Raw genomic sequence first — 21091 nt, 5'->3', positions numbered from 1 at the left:
TTGGCGCGGTGCGGGATGCGCGGGAGGGATTCGGGCGGCGGATGAGCGGCGCGCGAGCGCCGTGTCGGGGGTGCCGGGGATGCTCGAGCGAGACGGCCCGTAGCGAGCGTCCGCAGCCGCCGCTCGAGCGCGCGATCCGCACGTTCCGCGACGCGCGCATCCGGGGCACGAGTCGCTCGAGGACACGCCGCACCGACTTGCCGCATTCGAACATACGTTCGATCATGGATGCGTGACGATCGCAGACCTCGACCGCGGCAAGGCCGCGACGATCGAGGCGCTGCGCTCGCGCATGCGCGGCATGGAGTCGACCGCCGTCGAGGTCGTCGGCCTACCCACGCCCGCCGCGCTGCAGCGCGTGCTGCCCGCGCTGCGCATCGGCGGCGTGCACGCGGTCGACTCGCGCTCGCTCGCGCTGCGCATGCTCGCCGCGGCGCTGCCGCCGGGCGGATGGGGCGCGATGATCGGCCTCGCCGACGTCGGCGTCGAGGCGGCGGCCGATGCGGGCGTGCCCGTCGACCGCGTCGTGCTCGTGCCGCAGCCGGGGGAGGCGTGGGCGTCGGCGGTCGCGGGGTTCGCCGAGGTGCTGCCCGTCGTGCTCGCCGCCGCCCCGTCGCGGCTCGCTCCCGCCGAGGCCGCGCGCCTCGCCGCCCGCGTGCGCGGCGCCGACGGCTGCCTGCTCGTGCTCGGCGACTGGCCGCAGCCGGCGAGCCGCATCCGCACGCTCGGCGCCACCTGGGCGGGCGCCGACGACGGCCTCGGCCGCATCCGCACCGCCCGGCTCGAGGTCGAGGTGTCGGCGGGCGACCGCGTGCCCAGGCGCGCGGTCGTCGACCTGGGCGGTGCGCGGTGACGGCGGCGGGATGCGGTGCGCTGCGGATGCGGGGATGCTCGCGCCCCGGCTCCGAGGTGCGCTTCGTGCGCTCGGGTGCGGCTCCTTCCGCATCCGAGCGCACCAACCGCACCTCGGCGCGCGGTGACCACCCCGGCTGCGGTTCCGAGGTGCGCTTCGTGCGTTCAGGTGCGGTTGCAACCGCACCCGAACGCAGCAACCGCACCTCGCAATCACGAGCCGCACCTGAGCGCAGCAAGCGCACCTCGCAACCGCGAACCGCACCTCGCAACGGCTCCACCCCGCGTCAGCGCCCACGCAGGAGCCTCCCGTGACCACCCGTCGCATCGCCGTCGTGCGCGTGCCCGACTGGTCGGTCGAGGTGGCGCGCGCCGCGGGCGAGCTGCCGGGCGGCGTGCCCGTGGCGACGGCACACCTGCACCGCATCGTCGCCTGCGACGACCTCGCCCGCGCGGCGGGCGTGCGCGTGGGGCAGCGGGTGCGCGACGCGCAGGCCGGTGCGCCGTCGCTCGTGCTCTCGGATGCGGATGCCGTGGGCGAGGTGCTCGCGTTCGCGCACGTCATCCGGGCGGTCGAGTCCGTGGTGCCGGGGGTGCAGGGGCTCGGCGACGGCGCGCTCGCGCTGCCGATGCGCGGCGCCGCTCGCTTCTACGGCGGCGAGCGCGAGGCGGTCGCGGCGATCGTCGCCGCCCTCGCGCCGCTCGGCCTGCGCGTGCGCGTGGGCGTGGCCGACGACCGGTTCACGGCCGAGCTCGCCGAGCGGGTGGCCGTGGAGGAGCCGCACCGTGCGCCGGCGACTGCTGCAGCCGGGCACGAGGTGACGCGGAGCGAGCCTTCGTCCGCATATCGCACACGAACCCCCGCTCAGCGTCACCTCGTGCCGGAAGTCGGCGCGAGCCCCGCCGAAGCCGACGGCCAGCACCCCGCCCCCATCCGCATCGTCGACCCCGGCGCCTCCCGCGCGTTCCTCGCGCCCGTGCCGGTGACGGTGCTCGGCGGCGAGCTCGCCGGCATGCTGCTGCGTCTCGGCCTGCGCACGCTCGGCGACCTCGCGGCGCTGCCCGACGCGAGCGTGCGCGACCGCTTCGGCGCCGAGGGGCTGCGCGACCTGCAGCGCGCCCGCGGCCTCGACGATCGCCGCGTCGAGCCGGGATCCGACCATCCGCCCGACGCGCTCGCCCTCGAGTTCGAGCCCGGCATCGAGGGCGGCGAGGAGCTGGGATTCGCGCTGCAGAGCCGGGCGGATGCGTACGTCGCCGAGCTCGCCGCCCGCCGCCTCGTCGTGGCCGAGGTGCGCATCCTGCTGCGCGCCGACCTCGGCGGCATCAGCGAGCGCACGTGGCGCAAGCCGGGCTTCTTCCGCGCGCGCGACGTCGTCGACCGCGCCAGGTGGCAGCTGGCCGAGAGCGGCCTCGACAGCGCGCTCGTCGAGGTGCGCATCACGCCCGAGCGGCTCGAGCGCGACACCGAGCACATGCCCGGCCTGTGGGGCGGGCGCGGCGTCGACGAGCGCACGCGCGGCGTCATCGAGCGCCTGCAGGGGGTGCTGGGGCGTGAGGGCGTCGTCGTGGCGAGCCTCGGCGGCGGGCGGCTGCTCGCCGAGCGTGGCGTGCTGACGCCGTGGGGCGATGCGGTCGCCGAGGCGCGCGAGGGCCCGTGGCCGGGGTCGTTGCCCGAGCCGCGGCCGGCGACGGTGTTCCGTCCGCCGCAGCCGGTGGTGCTGCTGGATGCCGACGGCGGGGAGGTCGGGACGGGCGAGCGCATCCGTCCGCCGACGTGGTTCCGCACGCCGTCGGGCGACCGGCGACGCGTCGCGGCGTGGGCGGGGCCGTGGCCGTTGCGCATGCGCGCGGGGGCGCACGTCGAGGCGCTCGCGCGCATCCAGGTCGTCGACGGCGCAGGGGATGCGTGGGTGCTGCTGGGCGACGCCGCCGGGTGGCGCGCGGAGGGGCGGTACGACTGACGCGTCGCGGCGCGACGCGGAGTCTCGACCGTGGGATGCTCGGCGGATGACCGGATCCGAGCAGCGACCCCGCGACGCCACTCGTCTCGCGGCCCTGCTCGAACGGTCGCGTGCGATGCCGACGCCCGAGCTGCGTCACGAGCGTCGAGCCATGCTGTGGAAGGGCATCCCAGCAGATCCGGCCATTCGGCGCATGCTCGCCGAGCACTACCGGACGATCGGTGCGCTGGACCAGGCAGCACGATGGGGCATCTCGATCCCGGGATGGGTGCGTGCGAGCGAGCTGCGCGCACTGCGCCGCGTGCTCGCCGCCCGCGTCGCGAGCGGCATGGCGCGGGGATACCTCCACCTCGGCTCGCGCGAGCAGGCGCCGGCGAGCATCGCCGATCTCATGGAGGTGCCCGAGCGGCCGGCCGCGGCTCGCGGCAGTCGCATGCGCCTCCTCGCCGGGATCGCGTGGCTCGGCGGCCTGCTCTGGTGGGGCACCGCCATCGCCCGCGCCATCGTGGCCATGACGCAGGGCGTGGAGGTGCTCGATGCGCTGCGCGACGTGCGAGTCGAGGCGCTCGTCGCGGGTGCCATCTGGCTCGTGGGTCTCCTGTGGCTGCGACGGCATCCGCGACCGTCGCGCACCGACTGGCGTCGTCGGCTCCAGCAGGACGCGCAGCGACGCGTGGAGGCGGTGCTGCCGTCGCTCGTGCTGCACGGCGAGCGGCATGCGCTGCTGCGCGGCTGGCTGGATCAGACCTGGACGCCCGACATGCAGGAGCCGGTGCGCAGGATGCTCGTCGAGCTCGCCCGCGAGCGACGCCGACCGGCGGAGGCCGGGCGCTGGGGCATCGCGGTCGACGGCCTGACGACGCCCGACGAGCGCACGCGGTTCGCCGCGACGCTGCGCGCGGACGACGAGTGGATGCTCGAGCTCGAGCAGCGCACCGAGCGTGCGCCGAGCCGGCTCGGCGCCGACGAGCGCGATGCGCTCATCCGGGCGGGCGTCGCGGCGGAGACCATCGACCGGCGGTGGATGACGAACGCCGACCGGCTCACGGAGATCGAGCACGAGCGCGTCGCGCGCGTGCTCGACGAGCTGCTCGCGACGCCGACCGAGCAGCTGCGACACGAGCGCGCGGCGATCGTGCGCGCGGCGACTCGGGCCCCGAACCCCGAGGTCCGTCGACTGCTCGCCGAGCACTACCGCGCGCTGGGCAAGCCCGAGCAGGCGGGTCGCTGGGGCGTCGCGCACGACGGCTGGGCGACGGACGACGAGGTGCGTGCGCTGCGCCTCGACCTGCTCGAACAGCGGCCCACGCATGCCACGCGCACCTACCTGGGCCTCGCGTATGGCGAGCGACTGCCGAAGGCCGTCGCGGATCTCGAGCGGCGGGGCGAACGGCCCGAGCATCCGCTCGTGACAGTGGGATCGCTCGTCGCGATCGTCGGCGTGCTTGCGCTCGTCGTCGGCGTGCTGCTCCTGCCCGTCGGCGGCGTGCTCGGTCTGCTCTCGATCGAGCCGCCCGGCTGGCTCTGGCCCACCATCGCCGGTTGCGCCAGCACGGTGGTCGTCGCAGGGCTGGTCGGCTGGGCGGCGTTCGTGCTCGGCGATCGCCTCGAGGCACGAGCGCCGCGACGCGACCCGTACGCCCGTGAGCTCCGGTGGCGGCTGCCTGGTCTCAAGGATCCGGCGGAACGGCGCTCCCTCGCGATCGGCGCGCTGGAGTCGCGGGTTGCGCGCACGCGTCGCACCGCGCGCCACGTGCTCGTCGACGCCTCCAGGCGGCTCGGTCGACCCGACGACGTCGCCCGCTGGGGTGCGTCGGTCGACGGCGCGACGACGGCCGACGAGAGGGAGGCGCTGGCCCTACGGCTCGCTCGCACTCGCGATCCGGTGCGCACCTATGGCGTGCTCTCGCACCGCGAGCGCGGCCCGCTGCGCGCCGACGAGCGCGACGTGCTGCGGCGTGCGAGCGTGCCCGTCGAGACGATGGACGCGTTCGACGCCGACGGCTGAGACGCCGCGCGTGCGTCGTGGACCGGCGCGCGGACGTGGGATCATCGACGGATGGTCCAGAGCGAGCGCAGCGACGACGTCGTGCGCGATCGCGACCTCGCCGCACCCGCCGAGATGCCCGTGCGCGCAGCCGAGCCAGCACCGCAGCGCCGCGTCACGTGGCAGCAGGTGCTCGGCCTCGTCGTGGCCGTCGCCGCGCTCATGGTCGCGGTCGCCGGGGTCGTGGGACTCGTCGCTGGGGTGCCCGCGCGCCTCGCCGACGGCGTCGCCGCGGATGCCGTGCTCGCGTTCGTCGCGCAGGGCGTCGCGCTCGTGCTCGGCTCGCTGGTCGTCGGCCTCGGCGCGCTCTGGCTGCTCGTGCGCGGCGAGCGGCGGTGGTGGCGCAGCCAGGCGTCGACCCGCGACGAGCGGGCGCAGTCGGCCTAGTCGCTCAGGCGGCGTCGCCGGGGAGCGGCTACGCGGCGCTCGCCGAGCGGATGCGCGACCGCGCCGCGCCGAGGCTCGGGATGCGGTCGCACACGAGGCAGTCGTCGACCGCCGTCGCGTGACCGTAGGCGTGGTGCTCGTCGGCGACCGCGAGGCACGCGGGGCACCGACCGCCGAAGCCCTCCTCGGGCACGAAGGCAGCCGTGCACCACGCGCTCTCGCAGAGCTGGAGCTCGAGCTCGTCGTGCTGATCGGTCATGGCATGAGGGTCGCACCGACCTCCGACACGACCGCCCAGGCGCGCCGTCGGCGTGGCCCGTCGGCGCATCCCACCTGCGCCAACAGTGGTCAGCAGATGTCGTCGCTACGGCGTGTCGACGACATCTGCTGACCACTCGCCGCGCATCAAGTGGCCACTCATCGACCACAAGTGACCAATCGCCAACCCTCCAGCGCACCTTGAGGCGAGTTCGCGTCGGAGGTCGAACATACGTTCGACTCAGGCGTATCGTGCGCAGCGCACCATCGTGGAGGCCGGCCCGATGCGCACGACGTGGATGCACCCGCATCCCACGCAGCACGAGAGCAGCGGATGCGCGCATCCGCACCGCAGGAGGGGGCCGAGCGATGGGCTGGCGCAATCCGCCGATGCCGTGGCGCGAGCTCGAGGCGATCCTCGACGGCCGCGCCACCGACGCGCCCTCGCTGACGCCGAACCCCGAGGTGCGCGAACGACGCAGCAGACCCGACCCCGAGCGCATCGTGCCGTACGCCGAGCTGCACGCGCACTCGCACTACTCGTTCCTCGACGGCGCCTCGAGCCCCGCGCAGCTCGTCACCGAGGCGACGGCGCTGGGCCTCGAGGCGCTCGCGCTCGTCGACCACGACGGCCTCTACGGCGCCGTGCGCTTCGCCGAGGCCGCCGACCACGTGGGCCTCGCGACGATCTTCGGCGCCGAGCTGAGCCTCGAGCTGCCCGAGCCCCAGAACGGCGTCGCCGACCCGGTCGGCGACCACCTGCTCGTGCTCGCCCGCAGCGCGGAGGGGTATCGCAGGCTCGCCGCGACGCTCACCGACGGGTACCTCGCGGGCGGCGAGAAGGGCCGCCCCATCCTGCACCTCGAGCAGGTCGCCGAGCGCGCGGGGGAGTGGATGGTGTCCACGGGCTGCCGCAAGGGCGCCGTGCGCCGTGCGCTCGAGCGGGAGGGGGCGGATGCGGCAGGCGTCGAGCTCGACCGGCTCGTGTCGCTCTTCGGCCGCGACGGCGTCATGGTCGAGCTCACCGACCTCGGCCAGCCCGACGACGGGGAGCGCAACCAGGCGCTCGCGACCCTCGCCGAGCGGCGCGGCCTGCCGGTGGTGGCGACGACGAACGCGCACGTCGCGAGCCCCAGGCAGCAGCTGCTGGGCGATGCGATGGCGGCCGTGCGCGCGCGCCGCAGCATCGACGAGCTCGACGGATGGCTGCCTGCAGGCGGCGTGCCGAGGCTGCGGTCGGGCGCCGAGATGGCGTGGCGCTTCCGCCAGTTCGACGGCGTCGTCGAGCGGGCCGCAGGCATCGGCCGCGACCTCGCATTCTCGCTCAGGGCCGCGAGCCCGAGCCTGCCCGACACCGAGGTGCCCGAGGGTCACACGCAGATGTCGTGGCTGCGGCAGCTCGTCGCCGAGCGGCGCGACCGCGTCTACCCGCCAGGCGACCCGCACGTCGATCAGCGCAAGGTCGACGAGCGCCTCGCCCACGAGCTGCGCCTCATCGACGACAAGGGCTTCGCCGGCTACTTCCTCATCGTCAGCGAGATCGCCGACTTCGCCCACTCGCGCGGCATCCTCTGCCAGGGCCGCGGCTCGGCGGTGGCGAGCGCCGTGTGCTTCATCCTCGGCATCACGGCCGTCGACCCGATCCTCTACCGGCTGCCGTTCGAGCGGTTCATCTCGATGATCCGCACCGAGGAGCCCGACATCGACATCGACTTCGACGCCGCGCGCCGCGAGGAGGTCATCCAGCACGTCTACGAGCGGTACGGCAGGCGCAACGCGGCGCAGGTCGCCAACGTCATCACGTACCGGCCGAAGTCGGCGGTGCGCGACGCGGCGAAGGCGCTCGGCTACGCCGTCGGGCAGCAGAACGCGTGGTCGAAGCGCGTCGAGGGGTGGAGCGCGCCGTCGGTCGACGGCACCGAGGGCATCCCCGATCCCGTGCTGTCGCTCGCCGACGACTTCCTGCACGCGCCGCGCCACCTCGGCATCCACTCGGGCGGCATGGTGCTCACGAAGGAGCCCGTCGGCCACGTGAGCCCCATCGAGCCCGCGCGCATGGTGGATCGCACGGTGCTGCAGTGGGACAAGGACGACTGCGAGTGGATGGGGCTCGTGAAGTTCGACCTGCTGGGGCTCGGCATGCTCGGCGCGATGCAGCACACGATGGACATCGCGAGGGAGCACCTCGGCGAGGAGTGGACGCTCGCGACGATCCCCGCAGAGGAGGCGGGCGTCTACGACATGCTGTGCGCCGCGGATGCCGTGGGCGTCTTCCAGGTCGAGTCGCGGGCGCAGCTCGCCACGCTGCCGAGGCTCAGGCCGCGCTCGTTCTACGACCTCGTCATCGAGATCGCGCTCATCCGGCCCGGGCCCATCCAGGGCGACGCCGTGCACCCCTACCTGCGCAGGCGCAGCGGGCAGGAGCCGATCACGTACCCGCATCCGCTGCTCGAGGATGCGCTCGCGCGCACGCTCGGCGTGCCGCTGTTCCAGGAGCAGCTCATGCAGATCGCGGTGCTCGTGGGCGACTTCGACGCGGCGGCGGCCGACGAGCTGCGGCGGTCGATCGCGTCGAAGCGCAGCAAGGAGCGCGTCGCGCAGCTGCGCGATCGGCTCTTCGCAGGCATGCAGGCGAACGACATCGTCGGCGACCTCGCCGAGAGCATCTGGCGCAAGATCGAGGCGTTCGCCGGCTTCGGCTTCGCGGAGTCGCACTCGCTCGCGTTCGGCAAGCTCGTCTACGCGTCGTCGTGGCTGAAGCTGCACCACCCGGCGGCGTTCCTCGCGGGCCTGCTGCGCGCGCAGCCCATGGGCTTCTGGTCGGGGCAGACGCTCAGCGCGGATGCGCGCAGGCACGGCGTGGAGGTGCTGGGGCCCGACATCGTGCGCTCGGCGGCGACCGCCGACCTCGAGGCCCACGGCGACCGCGTCGCGGGCGACGATGCGTGCCTCGAGCCCCATCAGCCGGAGGTGCCGTGGACGCCCGGCCCCAACGACCACGCACGGCATCGGCGCGATCGCGGGTTCGCGGTGCGGCTGGGGCTGTCGAGCGTCGCGCACGTGGGCGAGGCCGACGCCGAGCGCATCGTCGCGGCGCGCGAGGAGTCGCCGTTCACGGGCATCGACGACGTCGCGCGGCGCGCGAGGCTCGATCGCAGGCAGCTCGAGTCGCTCGCGACCGCGGGCGCGTTCGAGCGCCTCGGCCTCGAGCGGCGCGAGGCGCTGTGGCTCGCGGCCCCCGCATCCACCGAGCGCGAGGATCAGCTCGAGGGCACGTCGGTGACGGTGCAGCCGCCGCTGCTGCCGATCCTGTCGGAGGCCGAGCAGACGGCGCTCGACATCTGGGCGACGGGCGTGAGCCCCGACGACCATCCCGTGCGGCATGCGCGGGCGGCGCTCGACGCCGACGGCGTCGTGCCCATCGCGCGCCTCGTCGACCTCGAGCCCGGGCGGCGCCGGTGGGCGGCGGGCATCGTCACGCACCGGCAGCGGCCGCAGACGGCGCAGGGCGTCACGTTCATGAACATCGAGGACGAGACGGGCATGCTCAACGTGCTCTGCTCGGTCGGGCTGTGGAAGCGGTACCGCAGCATCGCGAAGCACTCGGCGGCGCTCAAGGTGCGCGGCATCCTGCAGCACTCGCAGGGCGTCGTGACGATGATGGCCGACCAGATCGTGCCGTTCGACGCGGCGGCGCCGCCGTCGCGCGACTTCCGCTGACCTCAGCCGACGAAGCCCCCAGCACGCGACAGCGGCGCCCGACCCGAGGGTCGGACGCCGCAGTCGTCAGGGGTGCTCGATCAGCAGGCGGTCTGCCATGCGTCGGACTCGAGCGTCGGGCGGCCACCCACGTTCACGACCCGCTGCGGGTCGAGCGACGCGATGGCGTCCTCGGTCTCGAGCAGCACGCACTGGCCGGGCGAGAGCAGCAGCGGCGCACCGAGCCGTCCGGCGACGGCCGTGGCCGAGAGCGCGTCGGGGAAGTTCGCCCCCGACGCGACCGCGATGGCGCCCTCGCTGCCGGGCATCCCGTAGATGCCCACCATGAGCGCGTTCGTCGCGTACCGGTCGGCACCGGCGACGCGCACCACGTCGCCGTAGGCGCGCACCTGGCGGATGACGCCGTCGGCCACGGTGACGCGGCTGCCGAGCACCACGACCGCGCCTGCGTCGAGCTCGTCGAGCGCCGATGCCGTCGCTGCGGGCAGCGAGTCGGGCATCGTCAGCAGCACCGGCACGTCGTCGCGCTGGGCGGCGACGCCGCTCGCCGACAGGGCGTCGGCGAACGACAGGCCGCTCGCGAGGAACGCGCCGTCGACGGTGCCGAACGTCGAGGTCGCGAGTTCTGCCGCGGTCTCGAAGCGGTCGGCGCCGGCGATGCGCTCGATCGTCGCGTCGGGCAGCAGCGCGGCGACGGCGGCCTCGACGGCTGCCGACACCGACGGCTCGCCGCCGACGATCGTGATCGTCTCGGGCGCGAGGCGCTCGAGCTCGGCTGCCGTCGTGTCGAGCAGGCGACCCGTGGGCGTGAGCAGCAGGCTCGCACCCTCGTGCGCGGCTGCCGGGCCGGCGGCGAGCGCGTCGACGAAGCCCTCGCCCGAGGCGAGGAACACGTCGGTGCCTGCGTCGAAGAGCGCCTCCGACACCTGCACGTTCGTCTCGTAGCGGTCGGCGCCGGCGAACGTCGTCACCTCGACCTCGGGCTCCGTGGGCACGTCGAGCGTGAGCCCGACGAGCACGGCGTCGTGGTCGGATGCGCGGTACGCGTCGGGCGCGAAGATCGCCTGCTGCGCCGGCTGCTTGTACTGCGTGCTGTAGTCGATGATCGGCACCTCGTCCGAGTTCGCCGTCCACGCTGCCGCGTCCACGACCTGGTCGCCGAGGCCGGGGCCTGCGAGCGCGTAGTCGAGGTAGCCGAGCTGGCCGTCGAACACGTACGTGTACGCCTCCTCGCCCTGGAACGCCTCGAGCAGGTCGGTGTAGCCGGCCGTCTCGAGGGTCGTGATGGGCTGCTCGTGGTCGTACGAGTTGAGGTCGCCGAGGATGAGCACGTTGTCGGTGCCCGCACCCGTCGGGTCGTTGGCGAGGTAGTCGGCGAGCGCTGCCGCCGCGTCCGTGCGCGTCACGTTGCAGTTGCCTGCGCCGTCGCCGAGGTCGGGGTCGCCGGAGCACTCCGAGCCCTTCGACTTCAGGTGGTTGACCGAGACGGTGAGCAGCGCACCCGTGTCGTTCGTCGCGAACGTCTGGATGAGCGACGGGCGGTTGCGCGTCGTGTCGAAGCGCGGGTCGACGTTCGAGTCGAGCAGCGCGTACGAGCCCTCGGGGGTCACGGCGTCGGGCTGGTAGATGAGCGCCGTCGTGATCTCGTCGGTGCCGATCGTGCCCGTGTCGAGCGCTGCGTAGCGGCCGGGATCGCCGGCCTCCTCGTTGAGCGCGGCGACGAGCGTGTCGAGCGCGAAGCCGTCGTTGTTCTCGATCTCGAGCAGGCCGACGATGTCGGCGTCGAGCTCGAGGATCGCCGAGACGATCTTCGACTCCTGGCGGTCGAACTCCGTGGCGTTGCGCGCGCCGCGGCTGCCGAGCGTCGTGAAGTAGTTCAGCACGTTGAACGACGCGACCTGCAGGTCGCCGCCCACGACGGGCACGTCGGGACGGGGGTTCGACGACGTCACGTCGGCGCCCTCGGTGGGCTGGATGCGCCAGGCGCTGAAGCCGTAGTCGAGGATGCCGGTGACGTTCGTGAGGGTGTCGCCGCCGCGGAACAGGTTGTCGAGCGTGAACGGCTGGCCGTTCGGGTGCAGCGCCGGGTTGGCGTTCTGCGCCGTGCGGGCGTCGTCGAGGATGATGCGGTTCGCGGCGTTCGATGCGGCGATCGCGGTCGCCTCGGCGGAGCCGGGGGTCGCGAGGGCGGTCGGCTGGAACTGACGCTCGGTGCCGATCGAGATCTCGCCGTACTGCGCGAAGCGGTACGTCTCGAGCACCGCGAGGTCCTGCGGCATCGTCACGAGCATGCCCTCGAACGCCTCGGCGTTCGCGAGCGGCAGCTCGATGGCCGTGGGCTCGATCGTCTCGCCGACCTCGGCGCACAGGATCATGGCGCTCATGTCGACGTGCGTGCGGCCGTACTGCTCCGACACGACGCCCTCGAGGCGCACCTGCTGGCCGACGGCGACGCTCGCCATCGCGGCGGTCGTCGCCTCGACGTAGATGCCCTCGCTCGTCGCGGGGTTCGAGTCCTGGTCGGCGAGCTCCTCCTGCACGGCGAAGGTGCCGGTGCCGGTGGTGCCGCCCACGAGGCCGGGGTGCACGGCGGTGACCACGGCCTCGACCTGCACGGTCTGGCCGACGATCGGGCTCGAGGCGCCGGCGCCCTGGATGGCGCTCACGAGGGTCGCGCCCTCGGCGGCGCACTCGAGCGTGCCGGGCTCGACGGGCGGGGTGCCGTCGTCGTAGATGACGTTGGGCTGGCCGGGGGTGTTCACGGCCTGGCCGTTGACGGGCGCGGCGGACGGACGCTCGGGCAGGCCGAAGCCGCTGTAGATGTTGCGCACCCAGTCCGCGGGCGAGCCCGTGTCGACGCCCGCGACGCGGCGGCTCGCGCCGCCGACGTAGGCGCTGCCGCCGTCGAACGTCGGGGTGAGGATGGTGTCGCCGTAGGCGAAGCCCGCGCCGTCGGGCGTGGTGGTGCCCACGGAGTCGACGATCGTGAACGACAGGCCCGCGTCGAGCGTGCCGTCGTCGTTCGTGTCGAGGTCGGTGCCGGCGCTCGGTGCCGTGCCCTGCACGAGCATGAGCGTGACGGTCGAGTTCAGGATGTGGTTCACCGGCAGCGTCACGAGCTGCAGCTCGCTCGCACCCACCGTGCCCGTCAGCGGCGTGCTGCGGTAGACGCTGCCCTGCAACGCGGGGCTGTTGGTCGTGCCGCTGCGCACGACGAGCAGCGTGGTGCCGGCGAGGTTCGTGCCCTCGGGGGCGTGGATCTCGACGTACTCGGGGTCGTTCGTCCCGTCGATGTCGTTCGAGAACTCGTTGATCGTCGGGTAGGTGGCGGCGTTCGCGACGCCGGCACCTCCCAGCGCCACGAGGGCGGATGCCGCGAGCGCAGTCGCGGTGGCGACGCTCAGCGAGCGTCGGAGGGCCTGAGGCATGCGTGGTCCAAGGTCCGGTGGTCAGGGGGTTGCCGCTCAACCTAGCCAGATCCTGTGACGACACGTCCGCGTGGTTCGTGACGATTCGATGAACCTTGCTCGGATTCGCCTCCGAAGGTCCACCGGACACGCGGATGGGGCGCGCCGGCCGCAGCCGACGCGCCCCATCCGAGCGTGCGATCCGTGCCTACGGCAGGCGCACGACCTTCTTGTTGAGGAACTCCTCGATGCCGAGCACGCCCATCTCGCGGCCCGTGCCCGAGCGCTTGACGCCGCCGAACGGCAGGCCGGCCTCGTCGGCGAGCACGGCGTTGACGAACACCATGCCGGCGTCGATGCGGTCGGCGAGACGCGACGCCTGGCCCTCGTCTGTCGTGTAGAGGTACGAGCCGAGGCCGAACGGCGTGGCGTTGGCGACCTCGATCGCCTCGTCTTCGCTCGAGACCTTGTAGAGGGATGCGACGGGCCCGAAGAACTCCTGCTGGTACGCGGGGTTCTCGGGGGCGATGTCGGCGAGCACCGTCGTGCCGACGTGCGCGCCGCCGTCGCCGTGCGGTGCGGCGCCGCGCAGCAGCGCGGTGGCGCCTGCCGAGATCGCGGCCTCGATCTGCGCCTCGAGACGGTCGGCCGCAGCCTTCGACGAGAGCGGGCCGAGCAGAAGATCGTCGTCGGGCTGGCCGGGTGCCTGCTCGGCCATCTTCGCCGTCATCTTCTCGGCGAACGCGTCGTACAGGTCCTCGTGCACGATGAAGCGCTTGGCGGCGTTGCACGACTGGCCGGTGTTGTCGAGGCGGGCGTTGACGGCATCCTCGACGACCTGGTCGAGGTCGTCGGTCGACAGCAGGATGAACGGGTCGGAGCCGCCCAGCTCGAGCACGGCCTTCTTGAGGTTGCGGCCCGCGACCTCGGCGACGGCGGCGCCTGCGCGCTCGGAGCCGGTCAGCGAGACGCCGCGCACGCGCGGGTCGGCGATGACCTCGGCGGCCTGGTCGTTCGTGAGGAACACGTTCGTGTACGCGCCGACCTCGAAGCCCGCCTCGGCGAAGATCGCGTGGATCGCGAGGGCCGACTCGGGGCACTGCGGCGCGTGCTTGAGCAGGATGGGGTTGCCCACGACGAGGTTCGGGCCGGCGAAGCGGGCGACCTGGTAGTAGGGGAAGTTCCAGGGCATGATGCCCAGCAGCGGCCCGATCGACGACTTGCGCACGACCGCTCGGCCGTCGTCGGTCTGCAGCGGCAGGTCGGCGAGCAGCTCCTCGGCGTGGTCGGCGTACCAGCGGTAGATGGCGGCGGCGAACTCGACCTCGCCGGTGGCCTGGCTCCTCGGCTTGCCCATCTCGCGCATGATGATCGCGGCGAGCTCGTCGACGCGCTCCTCGTGCAGGTCGGCGACCTTGGCGATGCGGGCGGCGCGGTCGGCGACGGACTCGGCGGCGAGCACGTGCCACGCGCTCCAGGCGCCCGCGATCGCGGTCTCGAGCTCGTCGGCGGTGACGGTGGGGTGCACCTCGCCGGTCTCGCCCGTGGACGGGTTGACGACCTGATACTCCATGGAAATCGCGCTCCTTCGCTACCGGATGCCACCCAGTATGGGGGTCCGAACGACGGAATGCATAGGACTTGCGCCCCAACAGGTGCGGAATCGGCGGTCACGGCCGCCGCCTCCCGCTACTGGAAGATGATGGTGCGCGCGCCGTCGAGCAGCACGCGATCCTCCGAGAACCACTGCACCGCCTTCGTCAGCGTGCGCGACTCCTCGTCCTGGCCGATCGCGACGAGCTGCGCGGGCGTCTTCGTGTGGTCGACGCGCACGACGCTCTGCTCGATGATCGGGCCCTCGTCGAGGTCGCTCGTCACGAAGTGGGCCGTCGCACCGATGAGCTTCACGCCGCGCGTGTGCGCCTGGCGGTAGGGGTTCGCGCCCTTGAAGCCCGGCAGGAACGAGTGGTGGATGTTCACGACCTTGCCGGCGAGGCGCTCGCAGAGCTCGGGGGAGAGGATCTGCATGTAGCGCGCGAGCACGACGAGCTCGATGTCGTGCTGCTCGACGACCTCGAGCACGCGCGCCTCGAACGCGGCCTTCGACTCGGCATCCGTCACCGCGGCGTGCTCGAACGGCACGTCGTAGAAGGCGGCGAGATCGCCGAGATCGGGGTGGTTCGACAGCACGAGCGGGATGTCGACGGCGAGCTGGCCCGCGCGCTGCCGGAAGAGCATGTCGTTGAGGCAGTGCGCCGCCTTCGACACGAGCACGAGCGTGCGCAGCGGGCGACCGACGTCGTCGAGCTGCCACTGCATGTCGTACCGCTCGACGACGGGGGCGAGCTCGCGCTCGAAGTCCTCGCGCGGCGCATCCGCCTCGACCTGCAGCCGCATGAAGAAGCGGTCGGTGTCGGCAGACGAGAACTGCTGCGACTCGGTGATGTTGCCGCCGCACGCGACGATCGCTCCCGTGATGGCATGCACGATGCCCGCGCGGTCGTCGCACGCGAACGAGAGGATCCAGTGATTCGGCACCCGCCGAGTCTACGAGCGGCGAGGGCGCCGACCGCGATGCGCCGGGCTGCCAGCCCGCGCTCGGGGTCGACGGCGACGATGGAGGCATGACGACGTGCGCCGACCTCGACTCGCCGGAGGCGGCGGCGATCGCGAGCGGCACGATGTACGTGCCCACGGCTCGCCCCTTCGAGCACCCGTCCGTCGTCGAGTCCCTGCCCGCGCCGTCGTACACGGGCGACGGTCGCGCGTGCGCGTTCGCGGATGGCCGGCTCGTGCTCGTGACCGGCCTGCAGGCCGACGTGTGGCAGGAGCTCGCCGCCGCCGTCACGCCGACGGTGCTCGGCACCTAGCTGCCGACGCGGGGCTCAGCCCGCGAGGCCCATGTGGTCGAGCGCCGTCAGCAGCAGCGCATCCACCGCCCGCTCGTCGAGCTCGAGCGGCTGCCCGTCGACGGGCACCTGGCGCACGGTCACCGTGGCGAGCAGGTCGCCCGCGGCGGCCCAGCAGGTCGTGAGCGCGCTCGGCACGCCGTCGTCGACGCCCGCGAGCGTCGTCACGAAGCACGCCGCATCCGGAGCGCCGTCGAGCGTGTGCGGCGTGAAGGTCATGCCGTCCGGCACCACCTGCGGGCACGCCGCGAGGTCGGTGCGGATGCGGTCGAGCGCCGCCTCGGCGTCGGGCGTCGCACGCAGCTCCTGCCAGAGCGACGGCGGGTCGTCGGCCGCCGAGAGCTGGCGAGCGGCGTGCATCTCCTGGGCGACGTACAGGTCGTCGGCCTCGACGGGGCTGCCGACGACGTACTCGAACGCCGTGTCGCCGCACGGCGCGAACTGCGGCTGCACCAGCAGGAAGTAGCCGCTCTCGACGTGCACCCACCCTGCAGGCAGGTCCTCGAGGGTCGCGAGCAGCGCGTGCTGCTCGTCGGTCGTCACGGTCGTCGAGTGCGCGAGGCTCGGCGGCGGCATCGTCGCGCCCGGCTCGGCGGTCGGCGAGGGTGTCGAGGAGGGGGATGCGCTCGACGCAGCGGGCACGGCGCTCGCATCGTCGTCCGCTGCCGTCGACGCGCATCCGGCCAGCACGACGATCCCCAGGCAGGCGGTGGCGAGCGAGCGGATGCGCATGCCGCATCCTCCCGCCGCTCGCTGGGAGCGACCGGGGTCAGCCCGCGAGCACGCCCGCGTCGACGAGCGAGCGGTACTCGTCGTCCGAGAAGATGCGCGAGCGGATGAGGAACCGCTTGCCCTCGGGCGCCTCGAGCGAGAAGCCCGAGCCGCGGCCCTGCACGACGTCGACCGTGATGTGCGTGTGCTTCCACAGCTCGTACTGCGACGCGCTCATGTAGAACGGCGCAGGCTCGTCGACGCCGTCGATCACGAGCTCCTCGAGCAGCACGTCCGACTGGCCGGTGCGGAACATGCCCTTGGGGTAGCACATGGGTGCGGAGCCGTCGCAGCATCCGCCCGACTGGTGGAACATCACGGGGCCGTGGGCCTCGACGAGCTGCCGGATGAGGTCGGCGGCGGCCTCGGTGAGCGCGACGCGCTCGATCGTGGCGGGGTTCGTGGACTCGGTCATCGTCGACCTCCTGTGGCGGATGCGGGGCGCGGCCCGCGGCACCAGGATGGCACCGCGGACCGCGCGTGGCGAGGGCTTGCCGTGGGGTCGCACGGCAGCCCGACGCCGATCAGAAGAAGCCCATGGGCCCTTCGGCGTACGAGACGAGGAGGTTCTTCGTCTGCTGGTAGTGGTCGAGCATCATCTTGTGGTTCTCGCGGCCGATGCCCGACTGCTTGTAGCCACCGAACGCCGCGTGCGCCGGGTACTGGTGGTACGTGTTCGACCACACGCGGCCGGCCTCGATCGCCCGGCCGGCCCGGTACAGCTGGGCGCCGTCGCGGCTCCACACGCCGGCGCCGAGGCCGTAGAGGGTGTCGTTGGCGATCGCGATGGCCTCGTCGAAGCCGTCGAACGTCGTCACCGACACGACGGGGCCGAAGATCTCCTCCTGGAACACGCGCATGCGGTTCTGGCCCTTGAAGACCGTCGGCTGCACGTAGTAGCCGCCCGACAGGTCGCCGCCGAGGTCGACGCGCTCGCCGCCCGTGAGCAGCTCCGCGCCCTCCTGCTTGCCGATGTCGATGTAGCTGAGGATCTTCTCGAGCTGGTCGTTCGACGCCTGCGCGCCGATCATCGTGTCGGTGTCGAGCGGGTTGCCCTGCTTCACCTTCGCGACGCGGTCGAGGCCGTCGGCGATGAAGCCGTCGTAGATCGACGACGCGATGAGCGCGCGCGACGGGCACGTGCACACCTCGCCCTGGTTGAGGGCGAAGAACGCGAAGCCCTCGAGCGCCTTGTCGTAGAAGGAGTCCTTCTCGCGGGCGACGTCCTCGAAGAACACGTTCGGGCTCTTGCCGCCGAGCTCGAGCGTGACGGGGATGAGGTTCTCCGACGCGTACTGCATGATCAGGCGGCCCGTGGTCGTCTCGCCCGTGAACGCGATCTTGCGGATGCGCGGGTGCGACGCGAGCGGAGCGCCGGCCTCGATGCCGAAGCCGTTGACGATGTTCAGCACGCCTGCGGGGATGAGGTCCTCGATGAACGACAGCAGCAGGTGGATGGATGCGGGCGTCTGCTCGGCCGGCTTCAGCACGACGCAGTTGCCTGCGGCGAGCGCGGGGGCGAGCTTCCACACGGCCATGAGGATGGGGAAGTTCCACGGGATGATCTGCCCGACCACGCCGAGCGGCTCGTGGTAGTGGTACGCGACGGTGTCGCCGTCGAGCTCCGAGATGCCGCCCTCCTGCGCGCGCAGGGCGCCGGCGAAGTAGCGGAAGTGGTCGATCGCGAGCGGGATGTCGGCGGCGAGGCACTCGCGCACGGCCTTGCCGTTCTCGTAGCACTCTGCGACGGCGATGGCCTCGAGGTTCGCCTCCATGCGGTCCGCGATCTTGTTGAGGATGTTCGCGCGCTCGGTCGGCGACGTCTTGCCCCACGTCGCGAACGCCTTCCAGGCGGCGTCGACGGCGGCGTCGACGTCGTCCTTCGTGCCGCGCGCGACCTCGCAGAAGGTCTGGCCCGTGATGGGGGTGGGGTTCTCGAAGTACTGGCCCTTGGCGGGCGGCACGTACCGGCCTCCGATGTAGTGGTCGTAGCGGCTCTGGTAGCTGACGACGGAGCCCTCTGCTCCGGGCCTCGCGTAGACGGTCATGGTCACCCTCTCTGACGTCGTTGTCCGGCGGGTTGCCGTTGCGCGGCACGCTACGCGCGGCGACGTTGCAGGAGGTTGCAGGGGGTGACGCGCCCCACCGGCCGGTCGAGGAGGCCGCAGCCGCCCACCAGCTGGTCGAGGAGGCCGCAGCCGCAGGCTGCAGCCGTCACGAGACCACGCGACGTGCCCGCCCGACGCGACCATGCGCGTGGTTGGTCGGGAGCGGCGGTCGCGTGGTCTCGTGACGCGGGCTCGCCCGGCGGCTCGCGCGCTCCTCGACCAGCTGCTGGGGGAGCGCCCTACGCCAGCTCTCGGTCCAACCGCTCCAGATGCTCGACGACCGCGGCGCGGCGCGGCGAGCGCGGCGGCAGCCCGTGCAGCAGCTGCATCCACGCATCCCGGTCGGTGCGGCCGTGCGTCGAGGCGAAGTCGTAGAGCACCTCGGCCGATGCCGACGTGAGGATGGCGGTGCGCAGCCGCCCGGCGATCTCGTCGCGGGCGGCGACGATGCCGGGCGCGGCCGAGCCGGGCACGAGCGGGCCGCGGTAGCAGGAGAGGGCGACGCGGTGCGCGCCGCGATCGAGCAGCGACAGCAGCCGGTCGACGTCGGTCTCGAGCGCCGTCGCGAGCCGGTAGGGCCGCGACTCCACGCGCACGATGCCCGACAGCGCCCGCTTGAGGCGCGTCATCTCTGCGCGCAGCGTGACGGGGGAGGTGTCGTGCTCCGAGAGCATCGCGGCGAGCTCGCCGCCCGACAGTCCCTCGGGGTGCAGGGCGAGCAGCGCGAGGATCTCGGTGTGGCGCATCGTGAGGCGGCGCTCGCGGCCGTCGGTGACGGTGCCGGTGTCGACGCCGAGGCACGCGAGCACGGGCACGTCGATCGGCTGCGCGCTGCGGGCCTGGGTGAGGCGCTGCACGAGCAGCTCGCGCTCGACGGCCGCCGCGGTCGCCTCGAGCAGCGGCAGCACGTGCGGGTCGACGACCTCGCTGCCGCCCGTGATGTCGATGACGCCCAGCAGGCCGCCGTGCTCGGGGTCGTGCACGGGCACGGCCGAGCAGCTCCACGGCTGCACGACCTCGGCGAAGTGCTCGGTGCGGTGGATCTGGATGGCGTGGTCGATCGCGAGGGCCGTGCCTGGCGCGCTCGTGCCGACCTGGCGCTCCGACCAGTCGGCGCCGGCGACGAACAGCATCGACTCGGCGCGCGCCTTGAGGCTGCGGTCGCCGTCGACCCACAGCAGTCGCCCCATGGCGTCGCCGACGGCGACGAGCACGCCCGAGCCGTCGTCGGCATCCCGGTGCAGCAGCCGGGAGATGACCGGCAGGGCGGGCGTGAGGGGATGCGCGGCGCGGGTCGCCTCGAGCGCGGCGCCGTCGAGGGCGAGGGATGCAGAGGCGTCGGGCGCGAGGCGCTCGCGGCGTGCGCGATCCCAGGATGCGCGCACGACGGCGCGCTCCTCGCTGCTGCCTGGCTGCGCGAGCCAGGGGCTCAGCGTCGTCACGCAGGCACCCTTGCCATGGGGCACACCCTACGCCGGTCGCCCGAGCGCAGGGGACGGCGTCAGGCGTGCTGCTCGCGCTCGTGCAGCATCGCGATGAGGCGGTCGAGCAGCGCGTCGACCTCGGCGGGGTCGTAGCCGTCGCGGAAGCGCGTCACGGTGAAGTGGTGGTCGGCGAGCTGCGCGGCCGTGATCGACTCGTGCGACGGCTGCGCGAGCAGCGACGGATCCGCCTCGACCTTCCGCAGCCACTGCTTCGCCGCTCGGCGTGCGAACCAGCCCTGCGAGCGATCCTCGGCGGCGGTGCGGATGTCGGCGAGGATCTGCTCGGGCGAGCGCTCGTCGACCTCGGGGGCGCCGGCGCGCAGCTGCGCGACGCAGCGGTCGAGCAGGTTGTCGACCTCGTCCTGGTCATAGCCGCCCTGGAACCGGGTGGTCGAGAACGTCCACTCGACGATCTGGTCGGGGGTGAGCGGCGCGGACTCGGTCATGGCTCGACCGTAGCCGCACGCCCCTGCGAGTCCGCTCGCGCCGTCAGCGCCCGCGCGCCGCGAGGGCGTCGGCGATGCGCTGCAGGAACGCGTCGACCTCCGCCGTGGCGTAGCCGCCCTCGAACGACGCCATCGCGAAGCGCGTCGACCGCACTTCGACGGACGTCGGGGCGTCGGCATCGGGCTGCGCGCCGTCCTCGAGCGCGCGCATCGCGGCGAGGCAGCGGTCGAGGTAGTCGTCGACCTGGTCGTCGTCGTACGCGGCGCCGAGCGTCACCACCGAGAAGGCCGCGGCGGAGACGTCGAACGACGTGAGCCGAGTCGGGTCGCTCGTGCCGGGCGCGACGGGTGCTTGGCCGACGGAGGCGGCCTCGGGCGAGGCGGCCGCGGATGGCGCCGCAGCGTCTGAGCGACGATCGCCCGCCTCGAGCCTGGCGATCGCGAGCTGCACGAGGATGAGGAAGGCGTCGACCTCCTCGGGGTCGTAGCCGTCGCGCCAGCGCGTGAGGGTGAAGGCGATGCCCGACGCCTGGCTCGAGTGGGGCAGGTCGTCGGTGCGTGCGCCCTGCTCGTGGGCGCGCATGACCTGCACGAGGGCGTCGAGGTGGGTGTCGACCTCGTCCATGTCGTAGCCCTGGCGGAAGCGGGTGGTCGTGAACGTGCGGGTCACGACGTCCTCGGGCGTGGGCAGCACGTCATCCATGGGCCGACCGTATCCGGGCGACGCTGCGAGACCGC

Annotated in this window: 16 protein-coding genes; 6 read left to right on the top strand and 10 right to left on the bottom strand. The window is 73.1% G+C overall.

The window, feature by feature from the left end:
- Positions 1 to 232 precede the first annotated feature (232 nt).
- The 4 genes from BLQ67_RS04360 (at position 233) to BLQ67_RS04345 (ending at position 5250) form a co-directional block, all read left to right on the top strand.
- Complete coding sequence (locus tag BLQ67_RS04360; RefSeq protein WP_092502784.1) at positions 233 to 853, top strand: hypothetical protein; 621 nt, start codon at positions 233 to 235, stop codon at positions 851 to 853.
- A gap of 310 nt (positions 854 to 1163) precedes the next feature.
- Positions 1164 to 2816, top strand: a complete 1653-nt coding sequence (locus BLQ67_RS04355) for a Y-family DNA polymerase (protein ID WP_092502782.1) — start codon at positions 1164 to 1166, stop codon at positions 2814 to 2816.
- Between the two features lie 46 nt (positions 2817 to 2862).
- Entirely contained in the window at positions 2863 to 4824 is a 1962-nt protein-coding gene (locus BLQ67_RS04350; protein ID WP_092502780.1) for a hypothetical protein, read from the top strand.
- Positions 4825 to 4875: 51 nt separating this feature from the next.
- Positions 4876 to 5250, top strand: coding sequence for a hypothetical protein (locus BLQ67_RS04345; protein ID WP_092502778.1), 375 nt, complete (start codon positions 4876 to 4878; stop codon positions 5248 to 5250).
- Between the two features lie 28 nt (positions 5251 to 5278).
- On the opposite strand, the gene BLQ67_RS04340 is transcribed toward BLQ67_RS04345, so the two are convergent.
- Positions 5279 to 5509 carry a hypothetical protein gene (locus BLQ67_RS04340; protein ID WP_092502776.1) on the bottom strand — a complete coding sequence of 77 codons (231 nt, stop codon included), beginning with the start codon at positions 5507 to 5509 and terminating at the stop codon, positions 5279 to 5281.
- Between the two features lie 368 nt (positions 5510 to 5877).
- Between BLQ67_RS04340 and BLQ67_RS04335 the strand changes: the two genes are divergently transcribed.
- Positions 5878 to 9228, top strand: a complete 3351-nt coding sequence (locus BLQ67_RS04335; protein ID WP_092502774.1) for an error-prone DNA polymerase — start codon at positions 5878 to 5880, stop codon at positions 9226 to 9228.
- Positions 9229 to 9308: 80 nt separating this feature from the next.
- Here the strand turns inward: BLQ67_RS04335 and BLQ67_RS04330 are convergent, their stop codons facing one another.
- From BLQ67_RS04330 to purU, 3 genes are all read right to left on the bottom strand, one after another.
- Complete coding sequence (locus BLQ67_RS04330; RefSeq protein ID WP_092502772.1) at positions 9309 to 12656, bottom strand: ExeM/NucH family extracellular endonuclease; 3348 nt, start codon at positions 12654 to 12656, stop codon at positions 9309 to 9311.
- Between the two features lie 187 nt (positions 12657 to 12843).
- Positions 12844 to 14208: an NAD-dependent succinate-semialdehyde dehydrogenase gene (locus BLQ67_RS04325; RefSeq protein ID WP_092502770.1), complete on the bottom strand. Its 1365-nt coding sequence runs from the start codon at positions 14206 to 14208 to the stop codon at positions 12844 to 12846.
- A gap of 116 nt (positions 14209 to 14324) precedes the next feature.
- Positions 14325 to 15173, bottom strand: coding sequence for a formyltetrahydrofolate deformylase (gene purU / locus BLQ67_RS04320; RefSeq protein ID WP_092502768.1), 849 nt, complete (start codon positions 15171 to 15173; stop codon positions 14325 to 14327).
- Positions 15174 to 15259: 86 nt separating this feature from the next.
- On the opposite strand from purU, the gene BLQ67_RS04315 reads away from it, so the two are divergent.
- Positions 15260 to 15505 (top strand): hypothetical protein, encoded by a 246-nt coding sequence (locus tag BLQ67_RS04315; RefSeq protein ID WP_092502766.1) that lies wholly within the window; start codon positions 15260 to 15262, stop codon positions 15503 to 15505.
- A gap of 15 nt (positions 15506 to 15520) precedes the next feature.
- Here BLQ67_RS04315 and BLQ67_RS04310 read toward each other — a convergent pair whose 3' ends face one another.
- The 6 genes from BLQ67_RS04310 to BLQ67_RS04285 all read right to left on the bottom strand — a co-directional run bounded on the left by BLQ67_RS04310 (position 15521) and on the right by BLQ67_RS04285 (position 21056).
- Positions 15521 to 16276 carry a hypothetical protein gene (locus BLQ67_RS04310; RefSeq protein WP_092502764.1) on the bottom strand — a complete coding sequence of 252 codons (756 nt, stop codon included), beginning with the start codon at positions 16274 to 16276 and terminating at the stop codon, positions 15521 to 15523.
- 37 nt (positions 16277 to 16313) lie between these two features.
- On the bottom strand, positions 16314 to 16730 hold the full coding sequence (locus BLQ67_RS04305; RefSeq protein ID WP_092502762.1) for a DUF779 domain-containing protein: 417 nt from the start codon (positions 16728 to 16730) through the stop codon (positions 16314 to 16316).
- A gap of 109 nt (positions 16731 to 16839) precedes the next feature.
- Positions 16840 to 18363 carry an acetaldehyde dehydrogenase ExaC gene (gene exaC, locus BLQ67_RS04300; protein WP_092502760.1) on the bottom strand — a complete coding sequence of 508 codons (1524 nt, stop codon included), beginning with the start codon at positions 18361 to 18363 and terminating at the stop codon, positions 16840 to 16842.
- A gap of 299 nt (positions 18364 to 18662) precedes the next feature.
- Entirely contained in the window at positions 18663 to 19865 is a 1203-nt protein-coding gene (locus tag BLQ67_RS04295) for a GAF domain-containing protein (protein ID WP_092502756.1), read from the bottom strand.
- Positions 19866 to 19924: 59 nt separating this feature from the next.
- Positions 19925 to 20353, bottom strand: coding sequence for a DivIVA domain-containing protein (locus BLQ67_RS04290; protein WP_092502754.1), 429 nt, complete (start codon positions 20351 to 20353; stop codon positions 19925 to 19927).
- Between the two features lie 43 nt (positions 20354 to 20396).
- Positions 20397 to 21056, bottom strand: a complete 660-nt coding sequence (locus tag BLQ67_RS04285) for a DivIVA domain-containing protein (RefSeq protein WP_092502752.1) — start codon at positions 21054 to 21056, stop codon at positions 20397 to 20399.
- Positions 21057 to 21091 lie beyond the last annotated feature (35 nt).

Source organism: Agrococcus jejuensis (assembly GCF_900099705.1).
GTDB classification, from domain to species: Bacteria; Actinomycetota; Actinomycetes; order Actinomycetales; family Microbacteriaceae; genus Agrococcus; species Agrococcus jejuensis.
Note: the sequence above shows the minus strand (reverse complement) of the source record. Positions and strands in the feature narration are given on the sequence as shown.

Excerpts from the sequence above, each read along its gene's own strand:
- BLQ67_RS04350 (WP_092502780.1), top strand. The coding sequence starts at position 2,863 with ATGACCGGATCCGAGCAGCGACCCCGCGACGCCACTCGTCTCGCGGCC.
- BLQ67_RS04345 (WP_092502778.1), top strand. The coding sequence starts at position 4,876 with ATGGTCCAGAGCGAGCGCAGCGACGACGTCGTGCGCGATCGCGACCTC.
- BLQ67_RS04340 (WP_092502776.1), bottom strand. The coding sequence starts at position 5,509 with ATGACCGATCAGCACGACGAGCTCGAGCTCCAGCTCTGCGAGAGCGCG.
- BLQ67_RS04335 (WP_092502774.1), top strand. The coding sequence starts at position 5,878 with ATGGGCTGGCGCAATCCGCCGATGCCGTGGCGCGAGCTCGAGGCGATC.
- BLQ67_RS04330 (WP_092502772.1), bottom strand. The coding sequence starts at position 12,656 with ATGCCTCAGGCCCTCCGACGCTCGCTGAGCGTCGCCACCGCGACTGCG.
- BLQ67_RS04325 (WP_092502770.1), bottom strand. The coding sequence starts at position 14,208 with ATGGAGTATCAGGTCGTCAACCCGTCCACGGGCGAGACCGGCGAGGTG.
- BLQ67_RS04315 (WP_092502766.1), top strand. The coding sequence starts at position 15,260 with ATGACGACGTGCGCCGACCTCGACTCGCCGGAGGCGGCGGCGATCGCG.
- BLQ67_RS04310 (WP_092502764.1), bottom strand. The coding sequence starts at position 16,276 with ATGCGCATCCGCTCGCTCGCCACCGCCTGCCTGGGGATCGTCGTGCTG.
- BLQ67_RS04305 (WP_092502762.1), bottom strand. The coding sequence starts at position 16,730 with ATGACCGAGTCCACGAACCCCGCCACGATCGAGCGCGTCGCGCTCACC.
- exaC (WP_092502760.1), bottom strand. The coding sequence starts at position 18,363 with ATGACCGTCTACGCGAGGCCCGGAGCAGAGGGCTCCGTCGTCAGCTAC.
- BLQ67_RS04290 (WP_092502754.1), bottom strand. The coding sequence starts at position 20,353 with ATGACCGAGTCCGCGCCGCTCACCCCCGACCAGATCGTCGAGTGGACG.
- BLQ67_RS04285 (WP_092502752.1), bottom strand. The coding sequence starts at position 21,056 with ATGGATGACGTGCTGCCCACGCCCGAGGACGTCGTGACCCGCACGTTC.